A 16,326-nucleotide genomic window follows, 5' to 3' on the forward strand; every position below is an offset into this window, starting at 1 on the left:
ACCGAACGGTATACCCAGGCGCATCCCGGCGGGAGATTACGGCGGGATGCGCATCACATATAGACGATAAAACCGTGCGGCTCAGTGCGAAACACCTCATAAAAGCCCTCGTGGCAATTCCCGTCGCACTCAAGATGCTGGTACTCTATATCTTGTGTTTGGTATTAGTGGCACTGAGTTCGTCGTCTTAGCCGTTCTCACGTTCTTCGTGATCGGCCCCGAACGCATGCCCGAATACGTGCGCCAAATCAAGGAACTCATCAAAACAGTTCGTCGAATGGCCTTCGAAGCCCGAGACGAGTTTAAAGATACGCTGGGGGATGCAACACTCAACGAAATCAACTGGCGTCAGTATGATCCCCGTCAGTATGACCCCCGCGTTATTGTGCGCGAAGCCTTCGCGGAAGACGATGCAGAACGGGCACGTGAAGCTAAAGAACGCTCCGAAGCGAACAAGCCCGCCGCATCAAATCTAAACCGGCTGCCGCGCGGTGCCTATGCTCCCTACGATACGGAAGCGACCTAAACAAGGCTTAGATTCTATGGAAGATCCCCTAGCCCTACGGCAGGGGATTTACTATGTGCGAAGCTCTAGCGACAGTCACATAGATAAAGCCTTGAGAAACATAAAACTTCAGTAAAAACATCACCTAACTTCCGAGACACCGCACCGCCCAGGAGAATACGCCGATGAGCGAAAGCCTTGATAGCCCCACGTATGGTGAGGCGGAAAAACCACGGGGCCCCATTTCACCGCTAAACCCGCGCAGGGCAGAACGTTTTAATCCCACTCGTTTTACCTTACATACCGGCGGCTTCTTCTTTTTCGACTCCCTCGGTACTTCCGCGACTGCTGCTCTGCACCGGGTGGCGCATCGTTTTGCTGCGTTACCGGCCTGGGCTCAGGTGCTTAGTATTTGGGCACCCAGCCGCCTATGGGGGTTTATCGTTTTCTGGGTTGTCGGTATGCAGCAGGTTGCCGGTCAGCAGAAAATGGGCGACGGCCATGTGCCCACCCTTCTTGAATATTTGGGGTGGTGGGACGCCGAATGGTACGAACGGATTTACAAGAACGGATACCCCGTCCAACTACCCGTATACGATAACGGAGTTGTTGGGCATAATACGTGGGCTTTCCTTCCTGCCCAACCTACTATTGCGGGGTTCATAGCCGATACCACGGGTATTCCTTTTGCCCTCAGCACCGTGATGCTCAGCGTAGTAGTGAGCTTTGCCCTCGCGTGGGTCATCTATCTGCTCTTCGTGGGATGCCTCAACTGGCGTGAGCACGGAGTATTCGAGATTCGTGCGAGCCAGGAATCACCGCATCGTTCCCTGGCACTATGGTCGGTTGCTGCCTATGGTTTTTGCGGACCAGCGGTTATTTTTGGAACCGGGTATGCGGAGTCTCTGACCATTTTCGCGATTGCCCTGTTTATCCTACTTTTGGCATATGACCGGTACCTTTGGGCTATACCGGTGGCGTTTCTCGCCACACAGTCCCGACCCGTCGGCGTTCCCCTCGGCGCGCTCGCTGGTATATGGTGGCTGTATTGTGTGGCCTCTGAATACCATGTTCGCCGCGCGGCTGATGGACCTTCGGCCCTCAGCACTGGGCAAGCTCTGATGGGCGCATTTGCGGCACGATCCTTGCACCTTATCAGCGCCTTGATCGTGTGTTTCTTCGCGCTGGGGCATGCGCTTCACGCAGCGATTGCGACGGGGCGGATAGACGCTTATCTTGCCACTGAAATAGGCTGGAGCGGGCGTACTGTCGATGACGGGCAGCACTATGTGGTGCAGTGGGTTACTAACCTGAATATCTACCTGCCGCAGTGGAACATGTGGGCTGTTGCCCTGCTGGTTGCCGTAGGCTTCTTCGCCTATTTCTGCTGGATTTTTTCACGTAGCACCCGCTCTCTGCTGCATCCCGTCATGCTGATCTGGTGTGCTGCCTATATGGTTTATCTGGGGGTCTTCTGGCTTCCGCAGACCTCAACATTCCGTATTCTGTTGCCTCTTTTCCCACTTGCACTCGTGCTCATAAACTATGGAAAAGACTCAAGGGCGTATCGCTGGCTTTTGGTGTTCTTCGGGCTTGTTTTACAGCTGATATGGGTAGGTTGGCTGTGGCATAGTCACGGTCCGGGGGACTTGAATATACCCTAATACTTTTACCCTCTGAGCGTTCGGGTGGGTGGTCCCCGGGATGCTCTTGTCCTAAACCCTGAGGCGTTCGGCTGCGCATAAGTATGCTGGGCATCGAGAATACGAATCTCGATACCCAGCATACTTATATTCTTGTGAGCTCTTCTGCGAGCTATCCGGAAAACTCTACACGATTAGCGACAGCGGCTTGCCCGCCAGAGAATCCTTGCGGCGCAAGAGCTGCGCAGCAATATTCCTAATTTCTACAGAAGTTGCGGACTCCGGGTGGCCCCACACCACGGGCATACCCTCATCACCGCCGGTACGCAGGGCAACATCAAGCGGAACCGAACCGAGCAGCGGCACCGAATAGTCCAGCGCCTCGGTCAGACGTTTCGCCAGATGCTCGCCGCCGCCTGAACCGAACATCTCTAACACAGTACCGTCGGGTAGAGTCATCGCCGCCATATTCTCGATCACGCCCACCACCTTTTGCTGTGTCTGCAGGCTGAGGGTACCGGCACGTTCGGCGACATCCACCGCCGCATGCTGCGGGGTGGAGACCAGAATCAACTCGGCGTTGGGAAGCAACTGCGCCATTGAGATCGCAATATCGCCGGTACCCGGGGGAAGATCAAGCAGCAGAACATCGAGCGCGCCAAAGTGAACGTCAAGAATGAACTGTTCAAGCGCCCGGTGCAGCATCGGTCCGCGCCAGGCGACGGGCTGATTATCCTTGAGAAACATGCCAATTGAAATAACTTTCACAAAACCGCCGGATGCGCCAGTCGCCGACTCTTGCCCGCCCGTATCGTCTTTACCTCGTACCGAGGCAGGAACGTCTACGGTCGGGGGAATAATGAGGTCATCCAGTCGGGTGGGGGCTTCCGTAATGCCCATGAGTCCCGGGATCGAGAAGCCGTGCACATCCGCGTCGATAATGCCGACGGCAAGACCTCGCGAGGCAAATGCCGCCGCGAGATTTGCGGTCATGGAGGATTTTCCTACACCTCCCTTACCGGAAACCACCCCGAAGATGCGGGTGAGCGAACCGGGTGCGGTAAAGGGATTGGTACGTTCGGGCTTGAGCCGGGATTTGAGGGCGCCGCGCTGTTCGGAGTTCATGGCACCAAGCTCAAGCTGCACGCGATCGATGCCGGTGACGGCGGCAGCCGCCTCGCGCACTTGGGTGTCGATTGTGTTTTTGAGCGGGCATCCCTCAATGGTCAGCAGAACTTTCACCTGGGCATAACGCCGCTGCGGGTCGTCTTCTTCGGCGAGAACCCGGGCATATTCCACCATGCCAAGTTCGGTGATAGGACGGCGCAGCTCGGGGTCTTCCACGCGCGCGAGCGCCGCCCAGAGCGCATCCTCCAGGGGATTATCGGGCGCCGGTTCGTTTTCGCGGGAACGATCGTGCGGTGTGGCGTTTGGGCTACTCATGGTATCTCCTCAGCGCGTTCATAAGAGGGTATGTATCGTCGCGGTGACGATGCCGCACCGGGCGATAAAAACACTGCCGCGTAGATGGTTGGCTGCGGTGCTACTATCATGCGCGTTTGCGCATTATTTGTCTAGGCTGGTGTTCTGCGAGCTTAAGAGCTTAACCGGGTTACAGAACACGCTTTAGGATGTGGGTCGTTCGCCTTTATGCGCCGTTGGTGCCTTGGCGTCAGGAGAATTTTCGGTATTAGCAGTGTGACTCTCAGCCTCGGTGTTTTCTTCCCCGTCCGCATCTTCAAGTTCTTCGATATCGTCGCCAATATCCTGCAGCTGTTCGGCTTGGCGTTCCTGCTCTTCTTGAATAGATTTCAGCTCTTCCAAAATATCCCGAAGCTCGCTGCGCACGAAGTCGCGGGTGGCAACCTCGCGCAGGGCGATGCGCAGCGAAGCGATCTCGCGCGTCAAATACTGTGTCTCCTCAAGGTTTTGCTGATCGCGTTTGCGGTCCTCGGAGGCAACCACGCGGTCGCGGTCATCCTGCCGGTTCTGCGCCAACAGCAGCAGGGGAGCGGCGTAGGATGCCTGCAATGAGAGCATCAGAGTGAGCAAGGTGAAGTTGAGGCTTCGCGGGTCGAACTGCAGCTCTTCGGGGGCGAGCGTATTCCAGCCCAGCCACACTCCACAGAAGACGGTCATCCACAGCAAAAATTGAGGCGTACCCATGTACCGGGCGAACGCCTCAGTCATACGTCCGAAAGCGTCCGGGTTCGGGTTGTACGCAAAAAGCTTGTTCTTGCGCTCTGCCGGGGTGCTCAGTTGAGACTCAGCGCGGTTCCCGCTCCTGCTGGTTTCCCGGGTGTCGCGGCTGCGTTCGGCGTATTTCTTTTCGAGACGGTCTTTGAGGATGCGCGCTTTATCGATCCTCGGATTTTCCTCGTGCTTCAGGTTTTCGTTGCGGCGGTTCTGATCAGACAAAGCGTCGCCCTACCTTTCGTACGGGGGTTCCGTCGTCGAATGTGCGCCAGTCTTCGGGCAGGAGCGCATCGAGTACGTCGTCAATCGTGACCGCACCGACCAGGCGGTGAGATTCGTTCACGATGGGGATAATGGTCAAGTCGTAGGCGGCGAGTACGCGCGCTAATTCCGCAAGACTTGCCTGGTCAGAGACCGGTTCGGTGTCTGTGTCTAGAATGTGGCCAATCGATTCGCTCGGCGGCACCCGCAAAAGCTGCTGCATATGCACCAGCCCCAAATATTTGCCAGTCGGCGTTTCGAGGGGCGGTCGGGCCACCAAAACTGCGGCAGCCATCGCGGGCGAGATTTCTTCAGCGCGAATATGCGCCAGCGCCTCGGCAACTGTGGCTTCGGGGGAGAGGATAATCGGTACCGGGTTCATGAGCGAACCGGCGGTGCCCTCGTCATATTCGAGCAGGCGGCGCACATCGTCTGCCTCATCCGGTTCCATGAGTTCCAGCAGCTTTTCACGCTGCACGTCGTCGAGCTCAATCAGCAGGTCGGCGGCGTCATCCGGTTCCATCTCTTCAAGAACCTGCGCGGCACGTTCGTCCGCTAAGTAGGAAAGAATTTGTACCTGGTCCTCTTCGGGCAGCTCTTGAAGCACGTCCGCCAGGCGCTCATCCTGCAGCTCCGCCGCGATTTCGACCATGCGTTTATCGTTCATCTCATGGATCGCATCGGCAAGGTCGGCAGGTTTAGAATTTTCGTGGTTCGCCACGAAAGCGGTCGCGGCCTGCGGCTCCAACTCGGTGGAGAGCATCGCCTGATCCCAGTCCACCACCAGGGTTTCTTTGGAGCGACGGCGCCACCCGCTGGAACTACTCACACGGGATACGAAAAGTTCGGTCACACCCCAATCGCCGTTGCGGCGCTGTTCAATGGCGACGTCTTCGATCACGGCATCCCCGCTGCCGTCGAGCAGGCGTACACGGCGGTCGAAAAGTTCGCCCACCACCAGAGTCTCGGAGTTGCGCTGTTCAAAGCGGCGCAGATTCACGAGCCCGGTTGAAATAATCTGGGAGGCGTCGATGCTGCGCACACGAGTCATTGGCATGAAGACACGCTTTTTGCCGAGCACCTCAATAATGATGCCCACGACCACGGGCTCGCTGCCTTTGCGCAGGTGAGCACCAGCCGCCAGCGCCGCGCCAAAACCGCGCTTGAGTACGACCACATCACGCAGGCGACCGAGGCGATCACCGAAGGGGTCGAAGACATCAAGACCGAGCAGGCGGGCGATATAAATTTTGCTGGGGGCGCTGAATTTAGTATTGCTCACTCTATCTAGGGTACGCTGTGAACCCCGAATACGCACTTCACCAGTGCTTTAGGCAAGCTACGAGTCATGACCGGTGTGGGGCTGCAGGCCCTAACCGATGCGCAAAATTTTTCTATGCGTGGGGAACTAAGCCCATCGCAAATATCCCGCCGTCTACAGGCCCTCTCCCGGTAAAATATAGGGCATGACTCAGATGCCTCCCAATATGCCCCCGTCTTCTTATTTAGCGTCTCGCCTGGCGCAGGCTAACGGGCAGCTTATGCCGCAGGGCGAACCCGTGGCAGCCTTTAGCCGCCGTGAAGAAGCCTTCGCTGCTTTTGATGTGCTTGCCGCCGCAAACTACCCTATCACTGCGCTTTACCTTGTGAACGAAGGACTTAAACAGGTCGAATACCCCACCCAGCAGGGGTACGGCCGTCCGCTTCTGGTTGCTCTTATTCAGGGTATTCTTGCGGGTCTATTCTATTCGGCGCTGGTTTCTACCGCGGGCACAAACTTCTTATCCGCCGCCTCATCCGCCGTGCCGATCGCCGTTGCGGTCTTCGTGGTCTGGAAAATTTTTGAGCTTCGCCGTGGCGGTTCCGGTCGCTACCCGATGCGCGGTGAGGCAGTCCCGGAACGTACCATAGTCTACGCCCTGAGTGATTATTCTTCGGAGGCGCGGCGCATCCTCTCGGCAAACCCGCTGTTCCAGAAGGCGGTAGCTGCGGTATCCTCGGGAACACCGAGTGCAGGTACCGGGTTGCCCCATGCCGCCAGCCCCTATGTCTCTTATACACCAACGCCTGCCGGTGAATCTTCGCAGACCCCGAGCACCCCGTCGACTGTGACGGACCAGCAGGGCGGCTACCCCGAAAACCACGAAAGTGCCGCTAAGAACCCGAATCCCGAGCAAGCGGATGCGGACGGACAACAGAGCAGTGCGGCACAAGAGATTCCGTGGCAAAGCCCAGCCGGTGGGGATTCCCAAGCGCCACAAACCGCTGCATCACAGACTGCCATGCAGCAAACCCAGCCCGACGACTCTTCTGAGCAGTCTTCGCCCGCCGCCGACGCCCGCGAACGCAAGCCCCAGGCACCAGCAGCGCAGCGGTTCGGTCTGCGCATTGACGATCCGGAAGAATATGCCAAAACCATCCGGCAGGCTCCAACTCGCGAGACCCCCAAACCTAAAGGCGTCAAGGAAGACTAGCTTCCAACGCCACAGAGGCATCTGATACAACGAAAAGTCCCCGCAACCAGGACATTACTGGCTGCGGGGACTTTCGTCTGCGAAACTAAGAGACTACTGGGCGAGCTTCGCCATCCACTCCTCAATCTCTTCAACCGTGCGGGGCAGTGCCGCCGAGAGGTTCACATTGCCGTCCTCGGTGCACAGCACGTCATCCTCCAAGCGAATACCGATACCGCGGTACTCCTCAGGAACAGACAAATCCTCATCCTTGAAATATAGTGCGGGCTCAATCGTGAAGACCATGCCCGGCTCCAAAGTTGCGCCGGTGTACAGCTCCGCCTTAGCTTGCGCGCAGTCGTGCACATCCAAGCCCAAATGGTGGCTGGTGCCGTGCGGCATCCACCGGCGATGCTGACCACCCTCAACCGTCAAAGAAACCTCAGCCGAAACGGGCAGCAGCCCCCACTCCTCTAGGCGGTGAGCCAGCACTTCCATCGCGGCATCGTGAATCTCATGGAACTTACGACCCGGCACAGCGACCTTGAACGCCGCATCCGCAGCATCCAGCACCGCGTTATAGACCTTCGCCTGAACCTCGGTAAACTTGCCGTTCACCGGGAACGTGCGGGTTACGTCGGCGGTGTACAGGGTATCGTCCTCAACACCGGCATCCAGCAGCAGCAGCTTGCCCTCATCCACGGTGCCGTTATTGCGAATCCAGTGCAGAATCGTCGCGTTATTCCCGCACGCCGCAATCGTGTCATAGCCCAGGTCGTTGCCGTCGGTACGTGCTACCGAGAAAAACGCTGTCTCAACCACGCGCTCACCACGATGATGTGCCACCGCCTTCGGAAGCTCACGCACGACCTCCTCGAAGCCCTTCACCGTCATATCAACCGAACGCTGCAGGTTCTCAACCTCGATTTCATCCTTAATCAGGCGGGCCTCAGAGAGCGCCACCGTCAGCTCGGAATCGAGCTTATCGGATTCCTCCAGCGCAACGCCCGTGTTATACCGGGAAGTATCAACCAGCGCATCAATGGAAGGATCAACCTCACGCACCAGTCGGATACGCACCCCGCCCAGTGCCTGAGCACCGGCGTTCTTCGTGATCGCAACTTCAAGCTCCGAAAGGTCCTTCGTCCGCACACCGTAACGCTCTGAAAACTCCTTGAGCGTGGGGCGCGGACCAACCCAGAACTCGCCGTAGCGCGCATCCGCATAAAACTGCGTGGTGTCACGGCCAGCCAGCGGGCGGAAATACAGGGTAACCTCATGGTTCGAGCCGTTATCGCCGGCACCTTCATCTACAGGCTCAAAGACCAGCACGGCATCAGCCTCATGATCAACACCCAACCCGGTCTGATGTGCAAACGCCGAATGTGGGCGGAAACGGTAATCGCAATCGTTCGAGCGAACCTTCAGTGGTCCCGCAGGCAGAACCAGGCGCTCACCCGGGAACTTTTGGGAAATCTTCTTACGACGTTGCGCCGCAAAATCGGCGACGCGCTCGCGGGTATAGCCATCATCGGCAGCGGGCTCCCAATTAGATGCGATGAACTCCTGAAAAGCTGATGCTTTGGGGGTATCGCGGTGATCTGTTGTTGGAGCTCCGGTGCTCTTCTTCGTATTTTCAGTCATAGTTGTATTCTATCCCACGCGCCGTGAGAAATCGCCGGTATACCGCCGCTATTTTCCGCGGGAAATCGCCTTGAGCAAGGCGCTATCGCGGGTGATGCGGACGTGGGGTGCGTTAGAGTTAGAACTATGACCGAACGTTACGATCTGCATATTCACTCTGCAATTTCTGATGGTACTCAGCCGCTCACCGAATTAATTCCGCTTATTCGTAAGGCGGGACTGACAGGATTCGCGCTTACCGACCATGACACCGCGTGCGGATGGTCGCAGGCGGCCGAGCTGGCGGGGGAGTACGGGCTGGATTTTCTGCCCGGTGCCGAGTTTTCGTGCCGGTACACGTACTGCGATGAGCAGGGACGAGAGCGTACTAAGAGCGTGCATCTGCTGGCCTACGGGTATGACCCGCAATCCTCCGAGCTGGCACGGCGAGTTGAGGAAATTCGGCGCTCGCGTGCGGGGCGGGCACGGCGCATCGTTGAGCTGCTATCCGCCGACTACCCGCTCACCTGGGAGCATGTGCAGGAACAGACGGGTGAAGAGAACGCATCGGTGGGGCGACCCCATATTGCGGATGCGCTGATTGCCGCCGGAATCGTCACCAGCCGTGAGGAGGCGTTCGGTCGTATTCTCTATGCGGGCTCACCCTACTATGTGCCGCAGGAGAGCATGGACCCGCTGGAGGCGACTCGGTTGGTGCGCGCGGCGGGCGGTGTGCCGGTGGTGGCGCATCCGATGAGTGAAAATCGTGGGCCTGCGTTGCCGCTTGATTACTTGGGGCAGATGGCAGATGCGGGCCTCGCCGGAGTCGAGGTCTACCATCGCGAAAATTCTGAACCGAACCGTGCGCGTCTGCTGGAATTTGCGCGCGATCGCGAGCTTTTGGTGACAGGCTCCAGCGACTACCACGGCGCGGGCAAACCGAATAGGCTGGGAGAGAATACCACTGCCCGCGAAACTGTTGAGGCGATCCGCGCCCAGATTCGCAGCTAAGGCTCGCCTCCGACAACTAAAGTAATCAACATAAGTCGTACACTTTGCCGCATATCGTACGGTTAAACCCTACGAAGATGCAGCAAAGTGTACGGCATACGCCGGGTCAGTCCGCTATGAAGACGCCGCCGTCTCCTTGACCTGCTTCCGTTTCTTCGTCAGCTCTTGGCGTTTGCGGTCTTTACGCAGTTTTTCGCGGGCCTGGGCGCGCAGCTCGCGTTCCAAAACATCGGTCGAAGGATGCCGCACAAACTGGCTATGCGCCCCGTCTATAGGCTTAACCCGCTCCCGAATCTTCTCACTCTGCGCCGCCAGGGCACGCCGCGATGCCGCCGTGAGCGCATCCCGAGAGGTACCCCCGCGAACCCCCACGTGACGATGCGGAGTAAACAGCACCGCCGCACCGCGCGGCACACCGCGGTAGTCGGCAAACGATTCGGCATCCACGTTTAGGCGTTTCGCCATAACCTCAATCGCGGGCGGGTTCTGATCCACACACACAAACCTGCGCCCCAATGCCGCCGCAGCCGCACCGGTGGTACCGGAACCAGCGAAGAAATCCAGCACCCAGTCGCCCGGGCGTGATGAAGCAGCAATCATCCGCTTGAGCAGACCCAGCGGCTTCTGCGTGGGGTACCCGGTCTTTTCCTTACCCGTGGGCGAAACGATCGTATGCCACCACACATCGGTGGGGAGTTTTCCGCGTGCCGCTTTCTCTTCGGTCACCAGACCGGGTGCCATATAGGGTTCGCGGTCTACCGCATCCGCATTGAAATAGTATTCCTGCGGGTTCTTGACATACATCAAGATATTGTCGTGCTTAGTGGGCCAGCGCTTTGTCGATTTTGCGCCGTAGTCGTAGGCCCAAATAATCTCGTTGATAAAACAATCGCGCCCAAAAATCATGTCGCACATAACCTTGGCGTAGTGAACTTCACGCCAATCGAGGTGCAGGTAGAGGGTGCCCTCCTCTGTGAGCAGACGGTGAGCCTGCCTAATACGCGGCTCTAAGAACGCCCAGTAGTCCTCAAAAGCATCGTGATAACTCGCAAGGGTTTGCAGGGCACTCGTGTAGCTTTTGCCCTGAAATCCGGTACGATTACCGTTGCCTTTACCCTGTTCTTCGCCTTCTGCAGCGGGGGCGGTTTTGAGGGTACGCCGAGTTTGAGTTTTGCCGGTATTAAACGGCGGATCAATGTAGATCACAGTGAACGAGGCACTTGGCAGCTCGCTCAGATATGCCAAATTATCAGCCTGAACCACCAGCGATGAACCATTCGGATCGAAAATTGGAACATCGCCGGTGCCCGACCGTTTGGGCACAGATGCATCGGCGGAGGATACTGCTTCGCTCACTCGCTATTTACTCCTCACCCGATGCGGCATCAGACTTTTTTCGACCCGCTTTCTTGGCTGTGGTCGAGTCTGCTTTGCCCTTGTTTCCAGAGCGGCGACGGGGACGGCGGCGCGACGAGCCTTTAGACTCTGTTTTCTCGACCGAGCTATCCTTGGCAGAGCCGGATTTCTTAGCCGATTTTTTCTCGGCGGACTTCCCCGCGGTTTTCTCGGCGCGCGTCTCAACAGCTTCACCCTCAACGCGTCGAGTACGACGACGCGGTCGGCGTTCACGCTTCGGTGCGGCATCCTTCGAGGGCGAATCCTCCCCGCGCTTTTCGGACTTCGCCTTGCGGGAACCGCCGCGGGAGCCGCGGGGTTTAGAACCGCGCGAACGCGAGCCCCGAGAGGAACGGGAACCGCCCCGCGAAGAGCGCGAGTCGCCATAATCATCAAGGTGCTCCGCATCCAAACCTTCGAGAGTCTGCTCGGAACGCGGCAGGCGGCCCTTGGTTCCCGGCGGAATATCCAGATCGTAGAACAGATGCTCAGAAGAAGAATAAGTTTCCACTGGGTCGGAAACGCCTAGGTCGAGCGCATCGTTAATGAGGCGCCACCGGGCAATATCCTCCCAATCCACGAAGGTTACGGCGGTACCCTCATGACCCGCACGGCCGGTACGCCCGGTGCGGTGCAGATAGGTTTTCTCGTCTTCGGGCACGCGATGATTAATCACATGGGTCACGTCTTCCACATCGATACCGCGAGCCGCAACATCGGTCGCCACCAGAATATCCACCTTGCCGTTGCGGAAAGCACGCAAAGCCTGCTCGCGAGCGCCCTGGTTGAGGTCGCCGTGCAGGGGAGCGGCGGCGAATCCGCGCGCGATAAGCTCATCGGCAACGCGCGCGGCATCGCGCTTGGTCTTCGTAAAGATCACGGTGCGTCCGCGTCCATGAGCACGCAGGATGCGACCGAGCATTTCGTCCTTATCCATATGGTGCACGCGGTAAACCACCTGACGAATCGAGGCCTTGGTCTTGGCGTGATCTTCCGGGTCTGCCGCGCTAATATGCATGGGCTTAATCATGTATTTGCGCGCCATCGTGATCACCGGGCCAGGCATTGTCGCGGAGAACAGCATGGTCTGGCGGTCAGTGGGCAGGTACCCCATAATTTTTTCGACGGAAGGCAAAAAGCCTAGGTCAAGCATCTCATCGGCCTCATCCAACACCACCGTCTTAACCTGGGTGAGGGTGAGCGCACCATGCTGGTACAGGTCGATCAGACGCCCGGGAGTGCCGACTACAACTTCCAGCCCCTTGGCGAGCTGCTCAACCTGAGGCTCGTAGGGAACGCCGCCGTACAGGGTTGCCACGCGGGCGTTGCGCAGTTTAGAGGCTACCGCTAAATCGTTACCCACCTGAATTGCAAGCTCGCGGGTGGGTACCAAGATAAGTGCCTGAGGCGCCCCCGGCTTCTGCAGCGAACCCCACTGATCGTCGTCACGGCCCACCACACGCTGAATCGTGGGGAGACCGAATCCGAGGGTTTTACCGGTACCGGTTTTTGCCTGCCCAATAATATCATGCCCGGCGAGTGCGACCGGCAGGGTCATTTCCTGGATGGGGAAGGGGCTCACAATGCCCACGGCGGCGAGTGCATCGCTAATATCTTGGCGGACCCCAAAATCGGCAAAGGACTTGGGGGAAGACTGTGGTGTTGAGGAAGGCTGGGCCTCATCGGTCGTCGCGTTTTGAGCGTCGGTCATCTCATATCTTCCTGCCCTGATCGGGCGGTTTGCGCCGCACCCGTACCTGTGCGTGAGTGTGCACAGATGTTATGCCGTGTAGCTGCCCGAGTACTGCGGGGAGCACGGTGTGTTCACGACGCCGGGCTGGCGCGAGGTGAAGGAAGCCGATCGCGGGAAATTCATGTTCCGAAGCCGAGTTCTTGAAGATGTACCTGCTGTAAAAGAACTCAGGCTCTCGGAAAGACGCGGTGTCTGGTATATCAAGAACGACCGGGCATCCACTTAACCCTTAAATCTTAACCCGTCTTGGCGTCAGATGCACCCTTACAGGTCGATATGTCGAGTATGCGTACTGTCATAGGAACGCTCGAAGCCCGCATTCATACGGCAAAACCGTGAAATGCAGGCTTCGTAAAAATTATTGGGTGTACCCCTGCTGTTAGGCGCCGACACCGAACCCAACGCGGCGCTTCTCTTCGGAGCCGAGCTCAACATAACCGATCTGCTCACCGGGTACGAGGGTGGTTGCTCCCTTATCGTCGGTGATCTCAAGGAGGGAACCGTTCGTAATGGCGTCGGCTACCTTGGTGCGAATAGTCTCGACGCTTTCCTTAGTTTCGAGCGTAACTTCGCGGCTAATGTGACGAATGCCAATTTTGATTTCCATGATGACCCTTCAAGCCGTCAGCGGTGTTTTCTTCTGGATTTAGTGTACCGTGCCTGCCAGGCGGATGCCGCAAGGATACGCGCATGATTCGCCTGTGGCTTAGGGCTGCGGTGGAATAAAGCGCAGCGTGCAGAAGATTATCCCGCAATTAGCGGTCGTCGATGGTGATTCCGTAGAGCGTTTCGAGCGCCGCAATGTAGTCGGAGGTTCGCCCCTGGGTTGCGAGCTGTTTCGCGCGTATCGTGGGGGTGTGCAAAAGGGACTTCACCATGCGGCGCATTGCAAGTTCGAGCTGCTCGGTGGCGGCTGTACAACCGAATTGGCTGCGTACCTTATCGAGCTCTTCGTCCAGCACCTCCATAGTATGAGAACGAAGCGCCACGATCGCCGAATCAATATTGCGGGTCTTTTGCCGTGCAGCAAAGGCTTGAGTCTCAGACTCGACGATGCGCTCGGCGGTAGCGACCGCCTCCTCAGTTTCTTCGGGGGCGGCTAAACGCACGGACTCTAAGGTAATAAGTTCCACTTGCGGCAGATCCGCAATGGCGGGGTCAAAATCTCGGGAGAGCGCCAAGTCGAGGATCGTATGATGACCCGGTGGAATTTCGGCGGGGGAGAGCGGGTCAGACCCTCCCGAGCAGCCAACAATCACATCCGCCTGTTCCATGGCCTTATACGTTTCACCTTTGGGAACCGCGCGAACATCGCGTTTTGCGGCAAACTCCGGGGCGCGGCCCGAACGGGAGTTAACCCAAATGTCTTCGCATCCGCGTTCACGCAGGGCTGCAATAGTAGCACCCGCGTAGGCACCCGTTCCAAAGACGAGAGCACGGCGGGTTTTCCAGTCTTTTTCGGCGACCGCATCCGCCAAATCCAGGGCGACCGAGACGATGGAACGCCCCTGTGACCCGATAGTGGTGTGCTGCCCAACCTGACGGGCGGTGTGTGCCGCATGCTCGAAAAGCTGTACAAGCTCTCCGGGAACCGTCCCTTCTTCTTGGGCGTAGGCAAGCGCACGGCGCACCTGCCCGGCGATTTCGCGCTCGCCGACCACGGCGGACTCTAGCCCTGATGCCACTGTAAAGAGATGTTTGGCGGCTTCAAGGTTTTCGTAGATTTCAAAACTATCTGCAATAAGTTCTGCATCGAGTTCAGATTTTTGCGCAATCTCGGCGTAGAGCATATCGCTAACGGGGCTTAAATGCTCGGCCACCGAGAGCTGCACATAAATTTCGAGGCGGTTGCAGGTTGCCAGCACAATAGTGCCGGTAACGCCCAAGTTTTGCGCGGTTTCGGTACGAAAAAGCTCGGGTATGCCAGCTGCACCGTTGCTCAGTAGAGCGACGGTGGTGAGATCGATGATCCTGTGTGATGCAACAAATGAATACGTAGCCACTAGACAATAATCATAAACACATTTTTAGTCGGTGAGTGTAACCTAACGTGAGCTGGCTCCCAATAGTATGAGTTTGTGTGAAAAGGTCTGAAACTATGCCCAACAAGGCCCAGCAAAGGACCGGTGTATAAAAACTTAGGGTAAATAAATTTTGAGATAGCTAAAACAGCTTTAAAAATAAGGTAACCCTACACCGAAATTTACACGGGTTATGAAGCGGTACTTTATGACACCGTGTCATAAAAACAGGCGCGAAAACCTGTCAAACTAGAGGGTATGACCGAAACCCAGCAGCCTCAGCGAGCCGCCAATGGTGCAGATTCTCAGCAGTCGCGCTCTACGGTGGGTGCTCACCCGAGAGACCGCCAGCGTGATTTGCTGACCGAGGCGCAGCTGTCGCGCCTGGATGCATCCCACCCGCTGCGTGCCGCTCAAATCGCCGATTCTCCGATGCTGCGGGCGCTCACTGGGCGCGCGTCTGAGCATCGTCCGGTCTGGTTTATGCGCCAGGCGGGGCGTTCGCTGCCCGAGTACCGCAAGGCGCGCGAGGGAATTCCCATGCTGGATGCCTGTTTGACACCCGAACTTGCCGCCGAGATTACCGTGCAGCCGGTGCGCCGTCACAACGTCGATGCCGGTATTTTCTTCTCGGATATCGTCATCCCCATGAAGCTCGCGGGCGTGAATGTCGATATTGTGCCCGGTCGCGGTCCCGTACTCGAAAATCCCGTACGCACGCTTGATGAAGTGCGTTCCCTGCCCGAGCTGACCGATGCGGCGCTCGAACCCATTCGTGAGGCAGTCGCAGCAACCGTCGACATGCTCGGTTCCACCCCTCTCATTGGTTTTGCTGGTGCACCTTTCACCGTTGCCGCCTATATGGTTGAGGGCGGTCCCTCCCGCGATCACCTGCGCCCCCGCACTATGATGCACGCTGATCCCGTTGCCTGGCGCGAGTTGGCGCAGTGGGCCGCGCGCACCTCGGGGCAGTTTTTGCGGGCTCAGATTGAGGCGGGTGCATCCGCCGTGCAGCTCTTCGACTCCTGGGCTGGGTCGTTGGGTGAAGCAGACTATCGCCGGTATGTGCAGGAACACTCCGCCACCGCCTTGAGTATGGTCGAAGAATTTGGGGTGCCGCGCATCCACTTTGGTACCGGAACCGCCGAGCTGCTGCCCGCCATGCATGAAGCTGGTGCCGATGTGATCGGGGTGGACTACCGCCTGCCCCTTGATGAGGCAAACCGCAGGCTCAACGGTGCGGTGCCGCTTCAGGGGAATATCGATCCCGCGCTTTTAGCTGCTGGGCGTGAGACTCTATATGCTCACGCGGACGAGGTACTCGCCGCCGGGGCGAGCGCCCCCGCCCATATCGTGAACCTGGGGCACGGGGTGCCGCCTACAACGGACCCGCAGGTGCTCACCGATCTAGTGGCATATCTTCACGAACGCACCCGACGCCCATAAAACGGATACTCTTAAGAGA

At 57.9% G+C, this 16,326-nt stretch carries 13 protein-coding genes; 5 read left to right on the forward strand and 8 right to left on the reverse strand.

Translation table 11 applies throughout. From position 1 onward, the window contains the following. The first annotated feature begins 154 nt into the window (after window positions 1-154). Together HMPREF2554_RS04655 and HMPREF2554_RS04660 are read left to right on the forward strand one after the other, a co-directional pair. Window positions 155-526: a twin-arginine translocase TatA/TatE family subunit gene (locus HMPREF2554_RS04655; protein WP_013397481.1), complete on the forward strand. Its 372-nt coding sequence runs from the start codon at window positions 155-157 to the stop codon at window positions 524-526. A gap of 164 nt (window positions 527-690) precedes the next feature. After that, window positions 691-2,169, forward strand: a complete 1,479-nt coding sequence (locus tag HMPREF2554_RS04660; RefSeq protein WP_013397480.1) for a hypothetical protein — start codon at window positions 691-693, stop codon at window positions 2,167-2,169. 165 nt (window positions 2,170-2,334) lie between these two features. On the opposite strand, the gene HMPREF2554_RS04665 is transcribed toward HMPREF2554_RS04660, so the two are convergent. The 3 genes from HMPREF2554_RS04665 to HMPREF2554_RS04675 all read right to left on the reverse strand — a co-directional run bounded on the left by HMPREF2554_RS04665 (window position 2,335) and on the right by HMPREF2554_RS04675 (window position 5,887). After that, window positions 2,335-3,591 (reverse strand): P-loop NTPase, encoded by a 1,257-nt coding sequence (locus HMPREF2554_RS04665; protein WP_013397479.1) that lies wholly within the window; start codon window positions 3,589-3,591, stop codon window positions 2,335-2,337. A gap of 183 nt (window positions 3,592-3,774) precedes the next feature. Continuing rightward, window positions 3,775-4,566: a DUF1003 domain-containing protein gene (locus HMPREF2554_RS04670; protein WP_013397478.1), complete on the reverse strand. Its 792-nt coding sequence runs from the start codon at window positions 4,564-4,566 to the stop codon at window positions 3,775-3,777. Further along, the gene (locus HMPREF2554_RS04675) at window positions 4,559-5,887 is read right to left on the reverse strand and encodes a magnesium transporter MgtE N-terminal domain-containing protein (protein ID WP_004005110.1); all 1,329 of its coding nucleotides are present in this window, start codon (window positions 5,885-5,887) and stop codon (window positions 4,559-4,561) included. The genes HMPREF2554_RS04670 and HMPREF2554_RS04675 overlap by 8 nt, the downstream gene beginning before the upstream one ends. Before the next feature lie 184 nt (window positions 5,888-6,071). On the opposite strand from HMPREF2554_RS04675, the gene HMPREF2554_RS04680 reads away from it, so the two are divergent. Further along, on the forward strand, window positions 6,072-7,079 hold the full coding sequence (locus tag HMPREF2554_RS04680; RefSeq protein WP_013397477.1) for a hypothetical protein: 1,008 nt from the start codon (window positions 6,072-6,074) through the stop codon (window positions 7,077-7,079). A gap of 93 nt (window positions 7,080-7,172) precedes the next feature. Here HMPREF2554_RS04680 and HMPREF2554_RS04685 read toward each other — a convergent pair whose 3' ends face one another. After that, window positions 7,173-8,702, reverse strand: a complete 1,530-nt coding sequence (locus HMPREF2554_RS04685; RefSeq protein WP_070554215.1) for an aminopeptidase P family protein — start codon at window positions 8,700-8,702, stop codon at window positions 7,173-7,175. A gap of 126 nt (window positions 8,703-8,828) precedes the next feature. Here HMPREF2554_RS04685 and HMPREF2554_RS04690 point away from each other — a divergent pair, with 126 nt between their 5' ends. Then, window positions 8,829-9,692: a PHP domain-containing protein gene (locus tag HMPREF2554_RS04690; RefSeq protein WP_070554217.1), complete on the forward strand. Its 864-nt coding sequence runs from the start codon at window positions 8,829-8,831 to the stop codon at window positions 9,690-9,692. Window positions 9,693-9,806: 114 nt separating this feature from the next. Here HMPREF2554_RS04690 and HMPREF2554_RS04695 read toward each other — a convergent pair whose 3' ends face one another. The 4 genes from HMPREF2554_RS04695 to HMPREF2554_RS04710 all read right to left on the reverse strand — a co-directional run bounded on the left by HMPREF2554_RS04695 (window position 9,807) and on the right by HMPREF2554_RS04710 (window position 14,843). Next, window positions 9,807-11,048: a DNA-methyltransferase gene (locus HMPREF2554_RS04695; RefSeq protein WP_246826005.1), complete on the reverse strand. Its 1,242-nt coding sequence runs from the start codon at window positions 11,046-11,048 to the stop codon at window positions 9,807-9,809. Between the two features lie 7 nt (window positions 11,049-11,055). Next, on the reverse strand, window positions 11,056-12,798 hold the full coding sequence (locus HMPREF2554_RS04700; RefSeq protein WP_070554219.1) for a DEAD/DEAH box helicase: 1,743 nt from the start codon (window positions 12,796-12,798) through the stop codon (window positions 11,056-11,058). 421 nt (window positions 12,799-13,219) lie between these two features. After that, on the reverse strand, window positions 13,220-13,447 hold the full coding sequence (locus HMPREF2554_RS04705; RefSeq protein ID WP_004005102.1) for a DUF3107 domain-containing protein: 228 nt from the start codon (window positions 13,445-13,447) through the stop codon (window positions 13,220-13,222). Window positions 13,448-13,595: 148 nt separating this feature from the next. Beyond that, a complete protein-coding gene (locus tag HMPREF2554_RS04710) occupies window positions 13,596-14,843 on the reverse strand; it encodes a glutamyl-tRNA reductase (protein WP_070554221.1) in 1,248 nt (415 codons plus the stop codon). Between the two features lie 276 nt (window positions 14,844-15,119). On the opposite strand from HMPREF2554_RS04710, the gene hemE reads away from it, so the two are divergent. Then, window positions 15,120-16,307 (forward strand): uroporphyrinogen decarboxylase, encoded by a 1,188-nt coding sequence (hemE, locus tag HMPREF2554_RS04715; RefSeq protein ID WP_070554223.1) that lies wholly within the window; start codon window positions 15,120-15,122, stop codon window positions 16,305-16,307. Window positions 16,308-16,326 lie beyond the last annotated feature (19 nt).

The organism is Rothia sp. HMSC071F11 (assembly GCF_001809115.1).
GTDB classification, from domain to species: domain Bacteria; phylum Actinomycetota; class Actinomycetes; order Actinomycetales; family Micrococcaceae; genus Rothia; species Rothia dentocariosa.

Excerpts from the sequence above, each read along its gene's own strand:
- HMPREF2554_RS04705 (WP_004005102.1), bottom strand. The coding sequence starts at position 13,447 with ATGGAAATCAAAATTGGCATTCGTCACATTAGCCGCGAAGTTACGCTC.
- hemE (WP_070554223.1), top strand. The coding sequence starts at position 15,120 with ATGACCGAAACCCAGCAGCCTCAGCGAGCCGCCAATGGTGCAGATTCT.
- HMPREF2554_RS04660 (WP_013397480.1), top strand. The coding sequence starts at position 691 with ATGAGCGAAAGCCTTGATAGCCCCACGTATGGTGAGGCGGAAAAACCA.
- HMPREF2554_RS04690 (WP_070554217.1), top strand. The coding sequence starts at position 8,829 with ATGACCGAACGTTACGATCTGCATATTCACTCTGCAATTTCTGATGGT.
- HMPREF2554_RS04680 (WP_013397477.1), top strand. The coding sequence starts at position 6,072 with ATGACTCAGATGCCTCCCAATATGCCCCCGTCTTCTTATTTAGCGTCT.
- HMPREF2554_RS04685 (WP_070554215.1), bottom strand. The coding sequence starts at position 8,702 with ATGACTGAAAATACGAAGAAGAGCACCGGAGCTCCAACAACAGATCAC.
- HMPREF2554_RS04665 (WP_013397479.1), bottom strand. The coding sequence starts at position 3,591 with ATGAGTAGCCCAAACGCCACACCGCACGATCGTTCCCGCGAAAACGAA.
- HMPREF2554_RS04700 (WP_070554219.1), bottom strand. The coding sequence starts at position 12,798 with ATGACCGACGCTCAAAACGCGACGACCGATGAGGCCCAGCCTTCCTCA.